Annotated in this window: 18 protein-coding genes; 5 read left to right on the plus strand and 13 right to left on the minus strand. The window is 71.2% G+C overall.

Annotation, left to right across the window (positions count from 1 at the left end; genetic code table 11):
• Window positions 1-2: 2 nt before the first annotated feature.
• Complete coding sequence (locus MKK58_RS20955) at window positions 3-1,736, minus strand: outer membrane beta-barrel protein (RefSeq protein WP_243914474.1); 1,734 nt, start codon at window positions 1,734-1,736, stop codon at window positions 3-5.
• Between the two features lie 266 nt (window positions 1,737-2,002).
• Here MKK58_RS20955 and MKK58_RS20960 point away from each other — a divergent pair, with 266 nt between their 5' ends.
• Both MKK58_RS20960 and mutL read left to right on the plus strand, forming a co-directional pair.
• On the plus strand, window positions 2,003-3,031 hold the full coding sequence (locus tag MKK58_RS20960; protein WP_243914476.1) for an SIS domain-containing protein: 1,029 nt from the start codon (window positions 2,003-2,005) through the stop codon (window positions 3,029-3,031).
• 68 nt (window positions 3,032-3,099) lie between these two features.
• Window positions 3,100-5,034, plus strand: a complete 1,935-nt coding sequence (mutL, locus tag MKK58_RS20965) for a DNA mismatch repair endonuclease MutL (RefSeq protein ID WP_243914479.1) — start codon at window positions 3,100-3,102, stop codon at window positions 5,032-5,034.
• A 494-nt stretch (window positions 5,035-5,528) separates the two neighbouring features.
• Here the strand turns inward: mutL and MKK58_RS20970 are convergent, their stop codons facing one another.
• Complete coding sequence (locus tag MKK58_RS20970; protein ID WP_243914480.1) at window positions 5,529-6,140, minus strand: FMN-dependent NADH-azoreductase; 612 nt, start codon at window positions 6,138-6,140, stop codon at window positions 5,529-5,531.
• Window positions 6,141-6,216: 76 nt separating this feature from the next.
• Here MKK58_RS20970 and MKK58_RS20975 point away from each other — a divergent pair, with 76 nt between their 5' ends.
• Window positions 6,217-6,639: a winged helix-turn-helix transcriptional regulator gene (locus MKK58_RS20975; protein WP_243914481.1), complete on the plus strand. Its 423-nt coding sequence runs from the start codon at window positions 6,217-6,219 to the stop codon at window positions 6,637-6,639.
• On the opposite strand, the gene MKK58_RS20980 is transcribed toward MKK58_RS20975, so the two are convergent.
• The 4 genes from MKK58_RS20980 to MKK58_RS20995 all read right to left on the minus strand — a co-directional run bounded on the left by MKK58_RS20980 (window position 6,627) and on the right by MKK58_RS20995 (window position 11,222).
• Window positions 6,627-7,760 carry a spore photoproduct lyase family protein gene (locus MKK58_RS20980; RefSeq protein ID WP_243914482.1) on the minus strand — a complete coding sequence of 378 codons (1,134 nt, stop codon included), beginning with the start codon at window positions 7,758-7,760 and terminating at the stop codon, window positions 6,627-6,629. The two genes, MKK58_RS20975 and MKK58_RS20980, sit on opposite strands and share 13 nt — an antisense overlap.
• A 59-nt stretch (window positions 7,761-7,819) precedes the next feature.
• Window positions 7,820-8,377 carry a 16S rRNA (guanine(966)-N(2))-methyltransferase RsmD gene (gene rsmD, locus MKK58_RS20985; RefSeq protein ID WP_243914484.1) on the minus strand — a complete coding sequence of 186 codons (558 nt, stop codon included), beginning with the start codon at window positions 8,375-8,377 and terminating at the stop codon, window positions 7,820-7,822.
• Window positions 8,374-10,299 (minus strand): pseudouridine synthase, encoded by a 1,926-nt coding sequence (locus MKK58_RS20990; protein ID WP_243914808.1) that lies wholly within the window; start codon window positions 10,297-10,299, stop codon window positions 8,374-8,376. The genes rsmD and MKK58_RS20990 overlap by 4 nt, the downstream gene beginning before the upstream one ends.
• 719 nt (window positions 10,300-11,018) lie before the next feature.
• Window positions 11,019-11,222: a CsbD family protein gene (locus MKK58_RS20995; RefSeq protein WP_056474959.1), complete on the minus strand. Its 204-nt coding sequence runs from the start codon at window positions 11,220-11,222 to the stop codon at window positions 11,019-11,021.
• Window positions 11,223-11,415: 193 nt separating this feature from the next.
• Here MKK58_RS20995 and MKK58_RS21000 point away from each other — a divergent pair, with 193 nt between their 5' ends.
• Complete coding sequence (locus MKK58_RS21000; protein ID WP_243914809.1) at window positions 11,416-11,868, plus strand: nucleoside deaminase; 453 nt, start codon at window positions 11,416-11,418, stop codon at window positions 11,866-11,868.
• Between the two features lie 4 nt (window positions 11,869-11,872).
• On the opposite strand, the gene MKK58_RS21005 is transcribed toward MKK58_RS21000, so the two are convergent.
• A complete protein-coding gene (locus MKK58_RS21005; RefSeq protein ID WP_243914486.1) occupies window positions 11,873-12,178 on the minus strand; it encodes a hypothetical protein in 306 nt (101 codons plus the stop codon).
• 97 nt (window positions 12,179-12,275) lie between these two features.
• Entirely contained in the window at window positions 12,276-13,766 is a 1,491-nt protein-coding gene (locus MKK58_RS21010) for an MFS transporter (RefSeq protein WP_279578488.1), read from the minus strand.
• Window positions 13,767-13,897: 131 nt separating this feature from the next.
• Between MKK58_RS21010 and MKK58_RS21015 the strand changes: the two genes are divergently transcribed.
• On the plus strand, window positions 13,898-14,191 hold the full coding sequence (locus MKK58_RS21015; RefSeq protein WP_243914488.1) for a hypothetical protein: 294 nt from the start codon (window positions 13,898-13,900) through the stop codon (window positions 14,189-14,191).
• A 3-nt stretch (window positions 14,192-14,194) separates the two neighbouring features.
• Here the strand turns inward: MKK58_RS21015 and MKK58_RS21020 are convergent, their stop codons facing one another.
• The 5 genes from MKK58_RS21020 to MKK58_RS21040 form a co-directional block, all read right to left on the minus strand.
• A complete protein-coding gene (locus MKK58_RS21020; RefSeq protein WP_243914490.1) occupies window positions 14,195-15,277 on the minus strand; it encodes an ABC transporter permease in 1,083 nt (360 codons plus the stop codon).
• Window positions 15,274-16,197, minus strand: coding sequence for an ABC transporter permease (locus MKK58_RS21025; protein WP_243914493.1), 924 nt, complete (start codon window positions 16,195-16,197; stop codon window positions 15,274-15,276). The genes MKK58_RS21020 and MKK58_RS21025 overlap by 4 nt, the downstream gene beginning before the upstream one ends.
• The gene (locus MKK58_RS21030) at window positions 16,194-17,795 is read right to left on the minus strand and encodes a peptide ABC transporter substrate-binding protein (protein ID WP_243914495.1); all 1,602 of its coding nucleotides are present in this window, start codon (window positions 17,793-17,795) and stop codon (window positions 16,194-16,196) included. Before MKK58_RS21030 ends, MKK58_RS21025 begins: the two co-directional genes overlap by 4 nt.
• 4 nt (window positions 17,796-17,799) lie before the next feature.
• A complete protein-coding gene (locus MKK58_RS21035) occupies window positions 17,800-18,234 on the minus strand; it encodes a GlcG/HbpS family heme-binding protein (RefSeq protein ID WP_243914496.1) in 435 nt (144 codons plus the stop codon).
• Window positions 18,235-18,305: 71 nt separating this feature from the next.
• On the minus strand, window positions 18,306-19,289 hold the full coding sequence (locus MKK58_RS21040; protein WP_243914497.1) for an alpha/beta fold hydrolase: 984 nt from the start codon (window positions 19,287-19,289) through the stop codon (window positions 18,306-18,308).
• Window positions 19,290-19,724 lie beyond the last annotated feature (435 nt).

A 19,724-nucleotide genomic window follows, 5' to 3' on the forward strand; every position in this document is an offset into this window, starting at 1 on the left:
GGTCAGGGGTTGATCCGCAGACCCAGCAGGAATGTGTTGGCGTGGAAGCTCGACCCCGACACGGAGCTGTCGAGGCGCTGATAGATGTAGCTGCCGCGCATGGCGAGCCAGCGGTTGAAGCGGTAATCCAGGCGCGCGGTGGCCGAGAAACCGCGCTCGTTGATGTTGACGCGGTCGTAGTCGTTCGAGAGCAAGCTGATGCCGCCGATGAGCGAGAGGTTGCGCAGGAGGTCGTGCTGAACCTCCAGCGTGGCCGACTGGGTCAGGACACCGCTGGATCCCACCACCGTGGTCTCGGTGACGCCCGTGAGGGCGCTGAAGCGCACCGTCGTCAGGGGGCTGGCGATCCAGGTCAGGGCTGCGTTGACGACGGGTGCCGTGAGGTCGCGCAGGCTCGGATCGACGTAGGTCCGGTGCTGCAGGCCGACGGAGACCTCGCCGGTCACGAACCGGGCCAGCGCGAAGGTCGCGCCGCCCGACAGGGTCACGCCGTCGGAATCACGTCGGATCCCGGTGGAATCCACCCGCATGTCGTAGATGCGGTTGTCGGCCAGCACGTCGACGAACGGCGTGATCACCGGTGAGATCTCGTAGCCGGCCCGGAGTTGCACGCCGAACTGGTTCTGGTTGCGGTCGCTCTGGCGCAGGATGGCGCCCCCGGCGAGCTGGGCGTCCTCGAAATCGGACCGGTCGAAGAGCCCGCGCACGGACACCTGCAGCCGATTGAAGCGCTCCGTGACGCCGAACGTGGTGCCGTAGGTGGACACCAGCGGCCGGCTGGTGACGGCCGCGGCGAGGTCGGGCGTCCCGGCGCGCTGCGTGTCGAGGAGGAAACGTCCTTCCACGTCGATGCGCGTGTCCCGGTTGACGTCGACGCGCAGCCGCGTGGCGCCCACGCCGTTGGGACGGCTCGCGCCCGTGTTGTCGGGATAATCGCTGTAGCCGCCGCGCAGATCGCCGCTCAACTCGCTCGACGACCAGTCGCTGCGGAAGAGCAATTCGCCGTCGGTCCGCAGGGCGAGGGAAGGCTTGGCGAAGCGGTTGTTGATCTGGTCCGGATTGCTGTCGTAGCCGACGCTCTGCTGGACCGCCGGCAGGACCGTGAAGGTACCGACCTTGATCCCCAGCGGCGCATAGGCCTCGTCGATGGCGAGCGGCCGGCGCAGGGCCGTACCGAGGAAGAAGCCGGGCGTCTGCACGCCGGCGGCCGGCAGGAGCGTCGGCAACGGCACGCCCACGACCGGGTTGCGCACAACGGGGGTGAGGCGCAGGTCGTAGGCGTTCGTCTGCGTGACTGCGCGGGTGGGCCGGACGGTCGCCGAGCCGAGCCGGCGCGGGGGCGCCGCGCGCTGGCGCAGCAGGTTGGTCGGCGCCCGGTTATTGGCGCCGCTGGTGCCGCTGAAGACGGTGGCACTGCCCGATCGGGCCCCCGCGAGGGCCCGGGTGGGGGCGCGGGCACCCGTGTTCTCGCCGGAGGTCGGGCTGTCCGAGGCGTCGCTTCGCGTGGCGTCGGTGCCCGTCGTGCCCGGGGCCGTGAAGGTGTTGCCGCGCAGGCCGTTCGCCAGGAACGGATTGGCGCCGGGGATGGCCTCGTCGGGTCGCGCGTCCCGGCCGGAACTGAAGGGGAACTGGGTCTGTGCGCGGAGCGTGCCCGGCGAGATAACCAGGGCGGCCGTCACCGCGAGCCCGGCGAGGCTCCGGTTCGGCCATCCTGGATTGGGCGCGGAGCGCGTCACGGATCGGGTCTTTCCGCTGTGCTTGGCGCCTTCCGGCGCATCGGAACGTCAAGCGTCGGACGCTCCGCTCCGGATGAGCGAAACCGCCATGGTTAACAGGGCTACAACCGGCACGGTTAATGGGGTGTCAACGCCGGCCGGCGACCGATCCACGACGCCGTCCGGCGCGCGGGGCGGAGCCGCCATCCGACCACATTCGGGCGCCATAGCCCTTCCTTTCCGGGTCGCCGCGCGGCCCGCGACCAGACGAAGGATACGGGCCCGGAATGGCTCCAGCAGACAAAGCACTGGCACAGCGCCCGCACCTCGCCGCGGTCGCGAGCACGCATTCCGCGGCCGTGACATCGGCCCTGCGCACCATCGAGACCGAGCGCGACGGGCTCGCCTGCCTGATGGAGGCCATCGGCAACGGCCTCGGCGAGGCCTTCACCGCGGCCGTGGCGCGCATCGCCGGCGCGAAGGGCCGCGCCATCCTCACCGGCATGGGCAAGTCCGGGCATGTCGGGCGCAAGATCGCCGCGACGCTGGCCTCCACCGGAACCCCCGCCCTCTACGTCCATCCGGCCGAGGCGAGCCACGGCGATCTCGGCATGGTCCAGCCGGAGGACGTGGTGGTCGCCCTGTCCTGGTCGGGCGAGACCACGGAACTCGCCGACATCATCGCCTACGCCAAGCGCTACCGCGTCGGCCTCATCGCGATCACCGCCAATGCCGGCTCGACGCTCGGGCGCGAGGCGGATGTCTGCCTGACGCTGCCGAAGGCCCGCGAGGCCTGTCCGAACGGCTTGGCGCCGACGACCTCGACGGCCATGCAGCTGGCGCTGGGGGATGCACTGGCCGTGGCGCTACTGGAGCATCGCGGGTTCTCCGCCCGCGAGTTCTCGATCTACCATCCGGGGGGGCGCCTCGGCGCTTCCCTGCGCCAGGTCCGCGAGGTGATGCACACGGGCGCCCAGTTGCCCTCGGTGGCGCGCGGCACGCCGATGCGCGCGGCCATCGCGGAGATCGACGCCAAGGGCTTCGGGTCGGTGGTTGTGGTGGAGGCCGACGGGCGCTTGGCCGGCATCCTCACGGACGGCGACCTGCGCCGCAACGTCTTCCGCACCGACCTCGACAGCCTGGCCGTCGAGGCGCTGATGAGCGCACGGCCCCGCACCGTCGCCCCCGAGACGCTCCTGGCCAAGGCCCTGGAGATCCAGGAATCGATGAAGATCACCGCTCTGATCGTCGTCGAGAACGAATGCCCGGTGGGCCTCGTCCACTACCACGACCTGCTGCGCTCGGGCGTCGCCTAGAGCTTTCCCCGGCGGTTCGTGCCGGCAGCCTTTCGGGCGGGGAGCGGGCCTCCTATACTCGAGCGGGTATGGCCACGCCCCTTCGTCCCGTCCGCCGCCTCGATCCAATCCTCGTCGACCGCATCGCGGCGGGCGAGGTCGTCGAGCGGCCGGCCTCCGCCGTCAAGGAACTCGTCGAGAACGCCATCGATGCGGGCGCACGCAGCATCGAGGTGACCATCGAGGGGGGCGGGCGCCGCCTCATCCGCGTGGTCGATGACGGCGCCGGCATGAGCGCCGACGACCTCGCCCTCGCGGTCGAGCGCCACGCCACCTCGAAGCTGCCCGGCGGCGACCTCACCCGGATCGACACGCTGGGCTTTCGCGGCGAGGCGCTGCCCTCGATCGGCGCCGTGGCCCGGCTGACCCTGACGAGCCGGACGGCGGATGCCGACACCGGCGCCACCCTCACGGTGGATGCCGGGGTGAAAGGCGAGGTCCGCCCCGCGCCCAGCGCACGCGGCACCCGCATCGAGGTGGCTGACCTGTTCTGCGCGACGCCGGCACGGCTCAAGTTCCTCAAGTCCGACCGGGCCGAGACCGCCGCCATCGGCGACATCCTGCGGCGCCTCGCGGTGGCCCAGCCCGGCATCCGCCTCGTCCTGCGCTCCGAGAGCGGGCCCCCGCAGGTGTTCCCGGCCGAGGCCGATACGGGGAGTGCGGCGACCCTGCGCCGGCTGACCGGGGTGTTCGGGACCGATTTCGCCGCCAATTCGGCGCCGCTCGCCATGGCGCGCGAGGGCCTCGCGCTTGCCGGGCATATCGGGCTGCCGAGCTACCACCGGGGCAACGCCAACCAGATCCACTTCACCGTGAACGGTCGTCCGGTGCGCGACCGCCTGCTGCTCGGGGCCGTGCGGGGCGCCTATGCCGACACGATGAGCTCGGACCGGCACCCGGTCCTGGCGCTCGCGATCCTGTGCGACCCAGCCCTCGTCGACGTCAACGTGCACCCGGCCAAGACGGAGGTCCGCTTCCGCGACCCCGGCCTGATCCGGGGGCTCATCGTCAGCGCGATCCACGAGACCCTGCGGCAGGCGGGCCTGCGCGGTTCGACCACGGGGGCGGCCCGCACCCTGGATGCCCTGCGCCCGGCGAGCCTCCCCACATCAAGCCTGCCCGGATCGGGTTACGCCGTGCATTCGGGTGCGAGCGCCTACCCGGCGCCGAACGCCGCGCAACCCCGGGGATGGCCGTCCGTCGCGGCGCCGTCCGGCTACGTCTCCGCGCCGCGCGCTCCCGCCTTCGCGGGCCTCGCCGAGGCGCCCCAGGCGGCCTTCCGGCACGATTTCGCGGCCCCCTCGGCGGATCTGCGGGCGCTCCCCGAGGGCGAACTCGCCGAGGCCGTGGCGCATCCCCTCGGAGCGGCGCGGGCGCAGCTGCACGAGACCTACATCGTGGCCCAGACCGCCGACGGCCTCGTGCTGGTGGACCAGCACGCGGCGCATGAGCGCCTCGTCTACGAGCGCCTCAAGGGCGAACGGGCCCGCGGCGGCATCGCCCGCCAGGGCCTACTGATTCCCGACGTGGTGGAGATGGCGCCGGGGGACGCGGAGCGCCTCGTGGCCGCCGCCCCCGACCTCGACCGGCTCGGCCTGACCCTGGAGGCCTTCGGCAGCGGCGCCGTGCTGGTCCGCGCGGTGCCCGCCGCCCTGGCCAACGCCTCAATCCGCAACCTCGTCACCGACATCCTCGACGCGCTCACCGCGAGCGGGCTCGAGGATGACAGCCCAGACGGCACCGACGAAGGCGGCGGCCCCCTCGGCCGCCGCCTCGACGCGATCCTCTCGCGCATGAGCTGCCACGGCTCGATCCGGGCCGGGCGGCGCCTGCGGCCGGAGGAGATGAACGCCCTCCTGCGCGAGATGGAGGCGACCCCCCTCGCGGGCACCTGCAACCACGGCCGCCCGACCTTCGTGGAGCTGAAGCTGCACGACATCGAGCGGCTGTTCGGCCGCCGCTGAGATGCCAGCCGAACCCGGGTTTGAAGCCACCCGCGGATGACCAGCCCTTTGGCGACGGACAGTCTCTCGGCTCTCTCGTCAGGGTCATTCCCGCAAGCGCAACCCCTTTGCACCGAGTTCGAGCGTTACGCCGGTTGGCTCGCCATGGCCTAAGAGATCGGGAATACCGGCTGAGGGCAGGCTGACGTGGGCCATGCCATCGGCTCACCCTTGGCCTGGAAGCCAACCGAATTCGCTTCTCTCTTATTCGGTACTCCTGGAGGCATCGCTTCGATGTTATTCTGGATGCTGATATTTGCGCAGGGCGCGAGGGCGTCGGAAAAAGCCTGACGAAGGGCGTAATTTTCGAGGCTTCGCTGTTATCCCGGAAAACGGCGTTTCGGATCGCTGTTATCCGGGAAACGACTTCGGTCTTATCCGGACCTCAGAGCGGAAAATCGCTTCGCTCTTTTTCGGTCACGACATGAGAGCTGCCGGCGATCGGTCCGGCGGCCTCAGGCCGGCGGAATCTTTCCGGCGGCCTCGAGCGCCCCTGCGAGGGCTTTCTCGCGGGCCTCCGGACCGAGGGCGATGCCCTCCGCGATCACGAATTCGGGGTTCGTCACGCCGATGAAACCGAGGACGACGCGCAGATAGGTCTCGGCATGCTCGACCTTTGCGCTGGGAGAGCCCTCACCGTAGAGCCCACCGCGCGCCACGGCGACGATGACGCGCTTCTCCGGCACGAGGCCGACCGCGCCCTTCTCCGTATACTTGAAGGTCTGGCCAGCCACGAGGATCCGGTCGATCCAGGCCTTGAGCTGAGACGAGATCGTGAAGTTGTAGAGGGGCGCGCCGATCACCACGATGTCGGCGGCCAGGAACTCGGACAGGACCGTGCGGCCGAGCTCCACGTCGTTCTGGATGTCGGAGGTGTTCGTAGCGTTGGGCTGCTGGCCTGCCAGGTAGGCGCCCGAGAGGTGCGGGATCGGCTGCGCGGCGACATCCCGGTAGGTCACCGCGAGAGCCGGCACTCCGGCCTTCAGGTGCGCGACGATCGCGGCCGAGACGGCGCGGCTGACGGAATGATCGCCCAGGATGCTGCCGTCGACGTGCAGGAGCTTCATGTTGGGTCCCCGGTATCAGAAGTGTACCGAGTGGCTATAGATGAGCAGATCGGCAGCGGCGCAAGGAGGCACATACGTGGAACCGGGGCACAGCGACGACACTGCGGCGGACCGCGTACACCGCCCGGGCGATTGCCGGGTGGTCGGCACGGTGCTGGGGAGGATCGGCGATAAGTGGAGCATCCTCGTGGTGATGACGCTGACGGACGGACCGCGCCGCTTCAATGAGTTGAAGCGTCTGATCGGAGGCATCTCGCAGCGGATGCTCACCTTCACCCTGCGGGGCCTGGAGCGCGACGGACTCGTTACGCGCACCGTCACTCCGACGATTCCGCCGCGGGTGGATTATGAACTGACCGCCCTCGGCCGTTCCCTGCAGGCCCCCGTCCAGGCGCTGGGCGCATGGGCCTTCGCGAACCTGCCGGCGATCCAGCACGCCCGTGCCCGCTTCGACGGCGCGGACGCAGCGCCGGAGACGCGCGAAGCTCAGGTCCAGTAGAGCAGGCGGGCGCCGGGAAGCTCGCGCGCGACCGCCGCGCTGATCGTCTCCCGCATGGCCTGCATGAGGTCACCTGGATAGACGTACTTCACCGAGCCGAACTTGGTGAGCTTGCGGGTGCGCTCGGCCTCGCGCATCGGCAGGTCGGAGCCGGGATACCAGCCCTGCAGAACTTCCTTCGAGCCCGGCGTGAAGCGGTGGGTGATGAGTTCGACCGTCAGGTCGAGGTCGCGTACGCCCTGGAGGGCACGGGAAGCCGCGCGAAGGAGGTCCGTGTAGGCCTGTGGCCAGTCCGGCACGGGCATGATCGGCGCGATGGTGAGCCCGACCGGGTAGCCGGCCCGCGCAAGGGCGCCGAGGGCGTCGAGGCGTGCGTCGAGGCTGGCGGTGCCACCCTCGTACCGGGCGGCCGCCCGGGCATTCACCGAGACGCGCACCCGCGTGCGTCCGCGATGGGGCAGGGCGAGAAGCGGCGCGACGGCGGCGAACTTCGTCGTGAAGCGCAGCTGCACGGGCGCGTCCCAGGCCCCGAAATGCGTGATCGCCGCCGAGAGCGAGCCGGTCAGGTGCTCGATGCCCAGCGGGTCGGTGTAGCAGGAGGCCTCGAAGGTCGTGCCCTCCCGCGCCCGCGCCGCCTGCGCCGAGGTGACGTTGCCGTTCCCGAGATAGCCGTCGAGATTGCCCAGGATCGCGTCGAGGTTGGCGTAGGCCCGCGTCACCGGCGGCCCCGACAGGGACCCGGCCAGGTAGCAATACTGGCAGTGGGCCGGGCAGCCCTCGGCCAGATCGAAGCGCCAGTCCGCGCTCGGCGGGATCGGCTGCAATTTCAGCTTGGTTGGCGGCGCCACCACGATGGCGAGGGTCGCCTTGGCCTCGCGGTAGGCCTGGCGCGGATCGGCGTCCCGCGTGGCGGGGATCCGATTGCTCTTAAGGCGCTCGACGGCGAGGCCGAGGCCTTCGGCACGCGCCACCATCGCGCGGCCGTGGGGCTGCTCTAGGGCGGCCGGCGTCACCACGACGCGGCGCGGCCGCCAGAGGCGGGTTTCGCGCGGGGCATCGATTGGGGCGGCATCGACCGGCTCGGCGGCGTGGGGATCCGTGAGGGCGTCTTCGAGGACCATGCCGGGGGAACGCGGCGGGACGGCCCGGGGGTCCCCGCCACGCGCGGCTTTCGCGGCGCTCAGGCGCCGTAGCGCGCGTAGGCCAGGGCGGTGTCGCCGTAGACACGGCGTTCTAGCGCCGTGAAGCCCGCCGGCAGGGCGACCTGGACGCTGGCCGCTTCCTCGACCAGCACCAAGGCGCCGGGGGCGAGCCAGCCGCCTTCCGCCGCGCTGGTCAACGCGGCCGGCGCGAGGTCGCGGTTGTAAGGTGGATCGCAGAACACCAGGGTGAAGGTGCCGCTGGTGCCGGCGGGACCGAGGCGGGTGGCGTCGCGCCGGAACAGCCGGGTCGCGCCCTCCGCACCGAAGGCCTCGATGTTTTCGCGGATCAGCGCCCGCGCCTCCGCGCCCTCGTCGACGAGGAGGGCGTAGGCCGCGCCCCGCGACAGGGCCTCGAAGCTGAGCGCGCCGGTGCCGGCGAACAGGTCGAGCACCCGTGCGCCGACGACCGCGTCGTCATAGGCATGCGCCAGGACGTTGAAGATTGCCTCGCGCAGGCGATCCGAGGTCGGACGGATCGCGTCGGTCTTCGGGGTGGCGAGGCGGCGACCACGATGATCGCCGCCGACGATCCTCACCGGCTGCCGCCGCGCGGCGGACGGCCCGCGCCGCCGCCGGGCTTGTTGAAGCCGCCGGGCTTGCCGCCGCCCGCACCGCCCCGGCTGAAGCCGCCGGGCTTGCCCGCCCCAGCGGGCTTGCCGGACCTGCCGGCCCCGCCGGGCTTACCACCATCCTTGAAGCCACCGGCCTTGAAGCCGCCCGGCTTGCCGGCGCCCTTGAAGCCGCCGCGATCGCCCTCCGGCCGGGCTCCGCCGGCCTTGAAGCCGCCGGTCCGTTCGCCGCCGCGGAAACCGCTCGGCTTGTCACCACGAAATCCGCTCGGCTTGTCGCCGCGCGCTCCGTCGGACCGGTCGCCACGGTGGGCCGAACTCCGGCCGCCGCGCTCCTCGCCCGTGAAGCGGCTGGCCTGGGTCCGGAACGGGCCGCGGGGACGATCCTCGCTGCCGGGCGGCGGGCCACGACGTTCGGCGCCGTCCTCGCGCGGGCGGTCCTCATCGCGGCGCGGCGGCCGCCCTTCATTGCCGAAGCTCCGGGGCGGACGCCCCGCATCGGCGAAACTGCGGGGCGGGCGCCCCGCGTCGGGACCACGCCGCACCGGACGGTCGTCGGCCTGCCGAACCGTGCGGGCCGGGGCCTCCGCGCGGGCCGCGCTGTCGCGGCGGTGCGGGGCGGGCGCCGGCTCCTGCGGGCTCGACTTCAGGCGCTCCACCAGCACGCGGCGCTCGCCCGTGCTGATCGCGCCGACGCGCTCGCGGCCACGTGCGGCCGCGGCCTCGCGCTCGGCCTTCGGGTCGGCGCCCCGGCGCGGGATCTTCACCCGGCGCGGCGCATCCTCCGGACGGGCCTCGTCCTCGGCGCGCCAGACGGAGCGGCGCGGGCCGGCGCTGTTGCCACCGGTCGGCACCCTGGCGGGCTTGGCCGGTGCCATCGGTCGGCTTCCGCCGCGCGACCCCTCGTCGTCATAGCCGCGCGGCTCGCGGCGCTGGGCGGCCGAGGCGCTGCGGGCGGGCTGCTTGGCCTGCTGCTTGGGCGAACCGAAGGGCGCGATCGGCTCGCGCACCGGGCTCTCGAAATCGACGCCGGCCTGCTCCGAGAGGGCCGGGCCGAGCTGTTCCTTGAGGACCTTGGTGCGGATCTCCTCGGCGAGCCCCGCTTCGAGGTCGCCGAGCTGGAACGGCCCGAACGACAGGCGGATCAGCCGGTTCACCGCCAGTCCGAGATGCTCGAGGATGACCTTGACCTCACGGTTCTTGCCCTCGCGCAGGCCAAGCGTCAGCCAGAGGTTGTCGCCGGACGCGCGGTCCAGGGTCGCCTCGACCGGGCCGTAATCCATGCCGTCGACGGTCACGCCGCGACGCAGCTTGTCGAGCTCCGCCTGGCTGGTGTCGCCATGGGCACGCACGCGGTAGCGGCGCAGCCATCCGGTATCCGGGTGGGCGATGACCTTGGCGAGGCCGCCGTCGTTGGTGAGGAGGAGCAGCCCCTCGGTGTTGATGTCGAGGCGCCCGATGGCGACGACGCGGGGCAGATCCTCGGGCAGGTTGTCGAAGACGGTCTGGCGGCCTTCGGGGTCGCGGGCCGTGGTCACGAGGCCGCGCGGCTTGTGGTAGATCCACAGGCGGGTGCGCTCGCGGGCGGGCAGCGGCTCGCCGTCGACGGTGATCCGGTCGTCGGGGGTGACGTTGATGGCGGGCGAGGTCAGCACCCGGCCGTTCAGGGTTACGCGGCCCTGCTCGATCATCGCCTCGGCGTCGCGGCGCGAGGCGATGCCGGCGCGGGCGATCGCCTTGGCGATGCGGTCGCCCTCGGGCGTCGCGCCGTCCGCCGAGGAGGCCCCGGCAGGGGCGCTCCCAACCGATTCCGCCGCCGGCGCGGCCTTCGCGGGAGGCTTGCGGCGCAGGGGCGCATCGCCCCCACGGGGCAGGGCGGCGCGCGGCATGGCGGCGTGGCGGACCTTCGGCTTTTCCTCGGCCGAGTTGCCGGGAATGCCCGCATCCGTGGCCGGAGCCCAGGGCTCGGACGGCTCGGGCTTCGCGGCCGGCGCCTCGGAGACCTGTGGTTCGGGCGCTTCGGGGGCGGTCTTGGTCCGGGCACGCTTCGCGGCGGGCGCCTTCGGCTCGGGTACCGCAGGTTCGGGGGCCTGGGCCTTCGCGGCCTCGACCGGCGCCAGATCGAACGCGACGTCGCCGGCCTCCGACTTGGGCGCCTCAACCTTGGGCGCTTTGGATTTGGCCGTCTTGGGCTTGGCGACTTCGGGCTTGTCAGCGGTGGACTTCACCACCTCGGACTTGGCTGTGATCGACTTGGCCGATCCGGCCTTCGTCTTCGTCGCAGCCTTGGCGGGCTTCACCGCCTCGTCTTCGAGTACGGCCGGCTCCACGGTCTCAGCCGCGGCAGCCACCGGCGCTGAAGCCGGAATCTTCGGAGGCGCCTTGGTCTTCGAACGGGATTTCTTGGCAGGTGCGTCCGCGGCCCCGCCCATCGTGTCGTCAGTCTTGTCGGTCATGCCTGCCCCATAACAGAGCGCAGGCCGTGTTGCGAGTGATCCCGCGCGAATGCGTCGCGGCACCCCCGTCGTTTCACGGAAAAACGCGAAAAGGCGGCTCGCGCCGCCTTTCCCACTCGCCGTTTCGGGAGCTCAGACTCCGGAAATCGTGCTCAGAGCTTGCTCTTCACCGTGTCGGCGGCGTTCTTCACGCCGTCCTTGGCATCGCCCACGGTCTTCTGCGTCTCGCCCTTCAGCTCCTGGGCCTTGCCCTCGGCCTTGAGCTTGTCGTTGTCGGTGACGTTGCCGATGCCCTGCTTGACGTTGCCGACGGCCTCGTTGGCGAGACCTTTGATCTTGTCGGTGGTGCTGCTCATCGTGCGCTCCTCGTCCATGGTTGGCGGCGTCGACGTCGTTCGACTTGGCCGCAGTGCCCTTCCCAACGGCCACGTCGGTGCGATGTTCCGGCCCGTAACATACAGACACGAAGAGCCGTCGGTTTCCGGCGTTCGCGCGCCGGGCTAGAACGCGGGTATGTCCGCGCCGGCCTCGCACCCTCCCGTCTCGCCCATGGAGCCCGACGATCCGTTGAGCCTCGCTTTCGCGGCGGCGCGCCGCGCGGCGGCGGAGGGTGAGGTGCCGGTCGGGGCCGTGGTGGTGAAGGACGGCAGGGTCGTCGCCGTGGCGCACAACCGCCCGCGCGCCCTGCGCGACCCGACGGCCCATGCGGAAATCCTGGCGATTCGGGCGGCCTGCACCGCCCTCGACGACGAGCGCCTGAACGGCTGCGACCTCTACGTGACCCTCGAACCCTGTCCGATGTGCGCGGGCGCGATCGCATTCGCGCGCATCCGCCGCCTGTACTTCGCCGCCTCCGACCCGAAGGGCGGGGCGGTGGAGCACGGGTCCCGGGTGTTCAACCAGCCGACCTGTCATCACAGGCCGGAGGTCTATGGCGGCTTCCGGGAGGCGGAAGCCGCCGGCCTCCTGCGCGCGTTCTTCGCCGCGCGCCGCGAAGACTGACGCCTCAGCTTCCGCCGCCGCCACCGCCGCCCGTGTTGCCGATCGGCTTCTGGTTCTGCTCGGCGTTACCGGAGGCCCCGGAATTGTTCGAGACGCTGGAGGCGCCCGTGGCCCCCGGCGCCACGGTACCGATCGAGCCCGGACCGCCATTGTCGATGCCGCCGGGCTTCACCACCGGCTCGCCGGTGACACCGGACTGCGTCATGCGCGGTGGGCCGGGCTGCTTGATCTCGGCCGGGGCATTGCCCTGTGCGAGCGCGAGGGAGCCGCTGGCCAGGACCAGCGCGAGCGTGGTGGGAATGATCCGCATGATGTCCTTCCGGGGATGGGCGTGACAGGGTTTTGCCCGGATCAACACGAACCATCCCCGGCGGTTTCAAGCTTTGCCGGCACCAGGCAGCGCGTTTCTACGCCGCCGCCAGGGGTTTCGAGACGTCCTCCAGGGATTTGCCCTCGGCCGCCGTGCCGAAGAGGCCGCCGACGACCGCCGCCACAGCCATCAGGGCGGCACCGATCAGGTAGCCGATCAGCACGTTGTCGCGCGAGCCCGTCTCCACCAGGGCGCCGAACAGGAGCGGGCCGGAGACGCCGCCGATGCCGGTGCCGAGGGCGTAGAACACCGCGATGGCAAGGGCCCGGATCTCCAGCGGAAAGGTCTCCGCGACGGTGAGGTAGGCCGCGCTCGCGGCCGCCGAGGCGAAGAAGAACACCACCATCCAGGCCGCCGTCTGGCCAACGGGGCCGAACACGTCGATCTTGAACAGGTAGCCCGTGATGGTGAGCAGCACGGCCGAGATGCCGTACGTGAAGGCGATCATCGGGCGGCGGCCGATCGTGTCGAACAGGCGGCCCAGAAGCAGCGGACCGAGGAAAGAGCCCAGGGCGAAGGGCAGCAGGTACCAGCCGACATGGTCGCCCGGCACGTTGTAGAACCGCTGGAGCACGAGCGCGTAGGTGAAGAACAAGGCGTTGTAGAAGAACGCCTGCGCCACCATCAGGGCGAGGCCCACCAGGGTCTGCTTGCGGTGGCCGACCAGCATGGTGCCGAACACCTCCTTGAGGGGTGTGTGGCTGCGGGTCCTCAGCTTCATCCGCTTGGCTTCGTCGATGGGCGGCAGGGTATGGCCCTCGTCGGTGAAGCGCTTCTCGATGCTGGTGACGACGCGGTCGGCCTCCGCCACGTAACCGTGGGTGGCGAGCCAGCGCGGGCTTTCGGGAATCCAGGTCCGCAGGAGCAGGATGACGAGACCGATGCCGCCGCCGACGAAGAAGGCGATGCGCCAGCCCCAGGCCGGGTCGATCATTCCCGGGCGCAGCACGACGATGGAGAGGAAGGAGCCCATCGCCGCCCCGATCCAGAACGAGCCGTTGATGACGAGGTCCGTCCAGCCGCGCACGCGGGCGGGCACGAGTTCCTGGATCGTCGAGTTGATGGCGGTGTACTCGCCGCCGATGCCGGCGCCGGTGAGAAAGCGGAAGAGGCAGAAGCTGTAGATGTTCCAGGACAGGCCGGTGGCGGCGGTGGCGGCGAGGTAGAGCGCCAGCGTGATGAAGAACAGCTTCTTGCGGCCGATGCGGTCGGTGAGCCAGCCGAAGCCGAGCGCTCCGGTCACGGCACCGACGAGGTAGGAACTGGCCGCGAGCCCGATGTCGAACTCGGTGAAGCTCATGGGCTCGGCCCGCAGGGCGCCAACCAGGGAGCCTGCCAGGGTCACCTCGAGGCCGTCGAGCACCCAGGTGATGCCGAGTGCCACGATGACGAGGACGTGGAAACGCCCCCAGGGCAGACGGTCGAGCCGGGCCGAGATGTCGGTGTCGATCACCGTGCCCATCGGGACCCGCTCCGGCGCGGAGCCTCCCGCACCTGCGCTTGCGCTCGTCACGGCCTTGGTTGCCATCGAATCCTCGTTAACCGTGCCTCGCGACAGTTGTTGGCAAACCTCCGGACACTGTGAGGGTTCCGCCAAGCTTCGCGCCTCGGTTAAGCGAACTGCGCTCGACTGTGTGGCCTCTGCCGGATGCCGCCTCGATGCCACGCCTGACCGATCTTCTTCCCAACCTGCCCGCGATTCTCGGATCTACCGCGATCCTGACCTTCGGCATGGTCGTGCTCATCCAGGCGCGGACCATTCCGGACGGCGCAGGCCCGGTCCGACCGCCGCCCGGCGCGCGCGAGCACGATGCCTGGCGCCTGAGGGCGAGCGACGTCGCGACGACGAGTTCCATCGGTCAGCCCGAGCCGAAGGGCCGGCCGGCCACGGAGATCCCCGACGAGCGCCGCATGGTACGCGTGGTCTATCCCGGCCTCGCCGGACCGCGCTGAGTCTCAGCGACCAGCGGACAGGCGCGGATCGAGGGCATCGGCGAGGCCGTCGCCCAGCACGTTCAGGGCCACCAGCGTCGCGACGAGAAATCCCGCTGGCGCCGCCAGCATCCAGGGCGCAGATTCGATGGCGCGCGAGCCCTCTGCAATGAGGGCGCCCCAGCTCGTGGCCGGCTCCTGCACGCCCAGCCCCAGGAAGGAGAGAAAGCTCTCCAGCAGGATCACCCGGGGCACCAGCAGGGTCGCCGCCACCGTGACGGGCCCCAGGGTGTTGGGCACGATGTGGCGGCGCAGGATCGCGGCGGCCGAGAGGCCGAGCGCCTCGGCGGCGCGCACGAAATCGCGATTGCGCAGCGACAGGGTCTGCGCCCGGGTGATCCGGGCCATGTCGAGCCATTCGACAGCCGCGATGGCGATGAGGATCAGCCCTAGCCCGGCTCGGAAGAACACCAGCAGCATAATGACGAAGAACACGAACGGCAGGGCGTAGAGCACGTCGACGAAGCGCATCATCACCGCGTCGACCCGTCCGCCGGCATAGCCCGCGACCGCCCCATAGGTGACGCCGATGAGGAGGGCGACGCCGGTGGCGACGAGGCCGATCAAGAGAGAGATCCGGCCGGCGACGAGGCTGCGGCTGAGGAGGTCGCGTCCGAGTACGTCGGTGCCGAGGGGAAAATACAGCCGCCGCACCGGTGCCTGGACGGCGAGGCGGCGTCCCTCCGCCTCCCGCGCCACGACCGTGGCGGGGCCGAACAGGTCCGAGCGCGGCAGGTAGCTCAGGGCCCGTTCGTTGATCGGCGCGGGCGCCGACAGGGTGACGCGCAGGATTCCGTCCTCGACCCGGATCGCCTCGGCCGTCGCCCGCATCCGGAAGGCGAGGCGCTCCACCGCCGGGGCGATGGCCTCGGGGCGCGGATGGGACCGGAGCGAGGGCGCGGTGCGCACGAGGTCGGAATAGATCCTGGCGGGATCGTGGCCGGTGAGGAGGGGTCCGACGAGGCAGGCAAGGGCGACCAGCGCCAGGACGGCGAGGGCCGCCAGGGCGCCCCTGTTGCGGGTAAGGCGCGCGAGGGCGTGCCTCACCGGGCCGCCCGCAGGCGCGGGTCGAGGAGCGCGGAGAGGAGGTCGGCGACGAGGTTGAGGGCGATGACGAAGAGCGCCACCAGGACGACGGTGCCCATTATTAGCGTGTAGTCGCGGTTGAGCGCCCCATCGACGAAGTAGCGGCCGATGCCGGGCAGGCCGAAGATCGTCTCCACCACCACCGATCCGGTGAGCAGGGCGGCCGCCGTTGGCCCGAGGATCGCGACCACCGGAAGCAGCGCCCCGCGCAGGGCGTGGCGGGCGATGCGGTGGGGCGGAAGACCCATGGCACGCTGGGTGCGGATGGGCTGGGCGGCCAGCACCTCGCCCAAGGACGCGCGGGTGAGCCGGGCAAGCGCCCCGACCTGGGGCAACGCCAGGGTGATGACCGGGAGCACGAGGTTGGCCGGCGCGCCGTTCTCCCAGCTGCCGACGGGGAGCCAGCGTAAGGTCAGGCCGAAGACGATCTGCAGCAGGGGTGCCACCACGAAGGTCGGCACCGCCAGCGTCAGCCCCGCCGTGAGGCCGACGAGGCGGTCGACCATGCCGCCCCGGTGGAAGGCCGCCAGCGCGCCGAGGCCGATGCCGAGCACCAGGGCGAGCGCCAGCGCGAGGGCGCCGAGCATCATCGAAACCGGCAGGCCGCGGGCGAACAGGTCGCCGACGGTGAGGTCGCGGAAGGAGAACGACGGTCCAAAATCGCCGGTGAGCAGGGCGCCGAGATAGCGCAGGTATTGGACGGGGAGGGGTTGATCGAGGCCGTAGACGCGGGCGAGGTTCGCCATGGCGGCTGCCGGCAGGGGCCGCTCCAGGTCGAAGGGCCCGCCCGGCGCGAGCCGGATCAGGAAGAAGCTCACGGTGACCACGGCGAACAGGGTCGGGATCGCCTGGGCGAGGCGGCGCAGGACGAAGCCGATCACGCGGTCAACCTCAGGAAGCGCGTCGGGGCGGCGTTGCGCAGGTTCGGGTGGTAGCCGGCAAGGCGCGGGGCGATCAGCGCCTTCGAGCGGGTGTGCATCACCGGAATCCAGGGCAGCTCGGTGACCACGACGGCCTCGGCCTCGTAGAGGAGGTCGGCCCGCCGGGCGATGTCGCGCTCGGCCGCCGCCCGGCGCATTAGGGCGTCGTAGGCGGGGTTGCTGTAGTGACCGGGGTTCAGCCCGTCATTGCCGCTTTCCAGCAAGAACAAAAAGTTCTGCGGGTCGGAATAGTCGGCGATCCAGGACATGCGCGCCACGTCAAAGTCGCCTCCGTCGCGGAGATAGGCGAAGTGGGTCTTGGCGTCGGTGTAGACGAAGCGGGTGACGACGCCGATCCCGCGCCACATGTCGGCGATGGCGAGCGCGGTGTTGCGGTTGTTGTCGCTGGTGTTGAACCGGTACTCAACGCGCAGGGGCCGGCCCTCGCCGAAGCCGGCCGCCGCCAGCAGCGCCCGGGCCTCGTCCTCGCGGTCGATCGGCAGGACCTCGCGCCCGGCGGTCTCGGGGGGCGTGCGGTAATGGTCGAGGCCGGGTGGGCAGAGCGCGTAGGCCGGCTCCATGGTCTCGCCCCAGAGCTTGCTCGCCAGGAATTCGCGGTCGATGACCAGGGAGAGGGCGCGCCGCACCCGCACGTCGTCGAAGGGCGCCTTGCGGGTGTTCACCGCGAGCGCGTAGAGCCCGAGCGCGGGACCGAGCACCACCTGCGTCCCGAAGCGCGCCTGGAGCGAGGCGATCTGGTCGCCCGGCAGGTCGGCGAGCGAGTCGATCTCGCCGGCTGCGTAGCGCCGGACCGCGCTCGACAGGTCCGGCGTCGGCAGGAAGGCCACCTGGGGGATCGCAACCGTGGCGGCCGCATGGAAATGCGGGTTGCGCTCCAGGGTGATGCGGTCGTTCGGCACCACCTCCCGCAGGCGGTAGGGGCCGTTGGTCACGCTGTTGGCGGCCCTGGCGAAGGCGTCGCCGTGGCGCGCCACCGAGGGCGGATGCACCGGCAGCGAGGTCTGGTGCGTCAGGAGTTCGAGCAGGTAGGGCGTCGGCTGCTCCAGGGTCAGCACGAGGCGCCGCTCGTTCGGGGCCGCGACGCCGAGGGCCTCGGGCGGCAGCGCGCCCTGGTTGACGGAGCGCGCGTTCTTCAGGGGAAACAGGATTTCGGCGTACTTCGCCGCCGTGGCGGGGGCGAGGATGCGCCGGAGGGCGAAGACGAAGTCCGCGGCGCGCACCGGATCGCCGTTCGACCAACGCCCGTCGGCCCGAAGGGTGAACTCGTAGGTCAGGCGATCCTCGGACACGGTCCAGGTGGTGGCCGCCCCCGGGATGATCGCGCCGTGATTGTCGTAGGTGAGCAGGCCCTCGTAGAGGTCGCGCAGGATATGCGCCTCGGCCACCGTCGAGGACTTGTGCGGGTCGAGGGTCTCGGGGTCCGCATCGTTGCCGCGCCGGTAGAGATCGGCCGGCGCGGCCGCGGCCCGGCCGACGCCACCGGCGGCCAGGAGCGCCGCCCCGCCGACGAGGCAGTGGCGCCGATGCGGGCGGAGCATCGCCTCAGGCGCCGGTCTGCGCGGTGAGCCCGGCCGCCTCAATGCCCGCCACCGCGCAGAGCTCGTCGTTGTCCGAGGTGTCGCCCGAGATGCCGACCGCGCCGATCACGGCCTCGCCCCGGCGGATGAGGACGCCGCCCGGCACCGGCACCAGGGCGGCGGGGCCGGCGAGGTGGCTGATTGCGGCGACGAAATAGGCCTGCTCCTCGGCCCGCTTGTGGATCGCTCGGCCGCCGAGACCGAGGGCAAGGCAGCCATTAGCCTTGCCCATGGCCACCTCGGCCCGGCGCAGGGAGGTCCCGTCCTCGGCGCCCATCGCCTTGAGGGCGCCGCGCGCATCGTAAACCACCACCGCCAGCGGTTTCATTTTGTGAGCGCGGGCGGTCTCCAGGGCGGTGGCGACGATGGTCTGCGCGGCGGCGAGGGTGAGGTCGGACATCGGGGCTCCGGGTTTTTCTGCGAGCGGGCGTGCCCCTCGACTAACCCGGCGCGGCGCGAGCGGCCAGGGGCTCAGCGCCCCAGCCGCGCCAGGAAGGCGTCGTAGCGGGCCGCGACCTCGGGCAGGCGCTCGAAATGCGGGAAGGCGCCGGTCTCCAGTACGTCGATGGTCCAGCCCGGGTCGCCACGAAAGCGGTCGGCGTGGCGGTAATCGACGAAGTCGCCCCGGGTGCCGTGAAGCATCCAGACCGGCCGGTCGAGGCGAGGATAGACCCGGCCCGTCTCGGTGGCGAAGAGGTGTCCGGCCAGGAACGAGAACGGCGCTAACTCCGCCCCGGGCTGGTGGGCCGAGATCTGGTCGTATTCGAGCAGGCCTTCGTCGATGGCGCGCGAGCCCCAGGTCTTCTCCAGGAAGAAGCGCATGCTCGGGCGGCTGACGAGGAGATCGAACAGCGCCCGGCCCCAGAGGGGATTGGCGGCGATCGCCCGGGCCGTGTCGCTGCCGGAGGGGTTGCGACGCTCGAAGCGCTTGTCGAACCCGGTCGGGCTGATCAGCCCGAGGCTGCGGTAATCGCCCGGCCGCTCGATGGCGGCCCGGGCCAGGAACTCGGCCGACAAGGAGAGGGCCACCGCGTCGATGGCGGCGCCCCCATGCCTCCGCCGGATCTCGGCCGTCATGGCGCGGATCGCCGCCGTCATCAGTTCCGGCGTGTAGACCCGGTCGCTGCGCTCGGAGAAGCCGAAGCCCGGCAGGTCGAGGGCATAGACCGGACGCACCTTTGCATAGTGGAGATAGAGCGGCCGGACCTCGTAGGCGTTGGCCGCCGCGTTAACGGAGTGGATCAGCAGCAGCGGTACGCCCGCTTCGGGTCCGCTCGCGTAGAACGTCAGCCCACCCGCGTCGCTGCTGAGACATTCCTGGCGGCCGGGCAGGGGAGGCGGCATCCGACGATGGTGATCGATGCCGAGGCGGCTATAGGCGATCCAGGCGCCGGCGGCGCCGAACGGCAGCAGCGCCAGCAGGGGCCCGAGCCGGCGGCGGTAGGCATCGGGCATCGTCTTGGTCCCCTCGAGTTGCGCGCGGTCGGAAACGCCCTGACGCGTGGGATGTTTCCGATTCGGGGATCGCGGGTTCGTTGGCTCGTGACGCCGTACGATAAGCGCTCCGGCTTTACCGAGACCGCAACGCGTCCCTCTCCCCCTTGCGGGGAGAGGTCAGGAGTGGGGGTGGTTCCGCCAGCCTCGGCAGTCTGAGGGGGGATGCCTGCGTAGCGCCCATCACCGGAAAGGCAGCCGACACCGCACCGTCATTCCGGGGCGCCGAAGGCGAGCCCGGAATCCAGAGCCGCCGACAGCGTAAAGTCTTGCGCCACCTGCGTTTCTGGATCCCGGGCTCCGCTGCGCGGCCCCGGGATGACGGCGTGCTGGGCGCGGATTCTCGAACATGGGGCATTCTTGTGGACCATCGCTGGACCACGGGAAGCGACTTGA

The organism is Methylobacterium sp. J-078 (assembly GCF_022829285.1).
Lineage (GTDB): Bacteria > Pseudomonadota > Alphaproteobacteria > Rhizobiales > Beijerinckiaceae > Methylobacterium.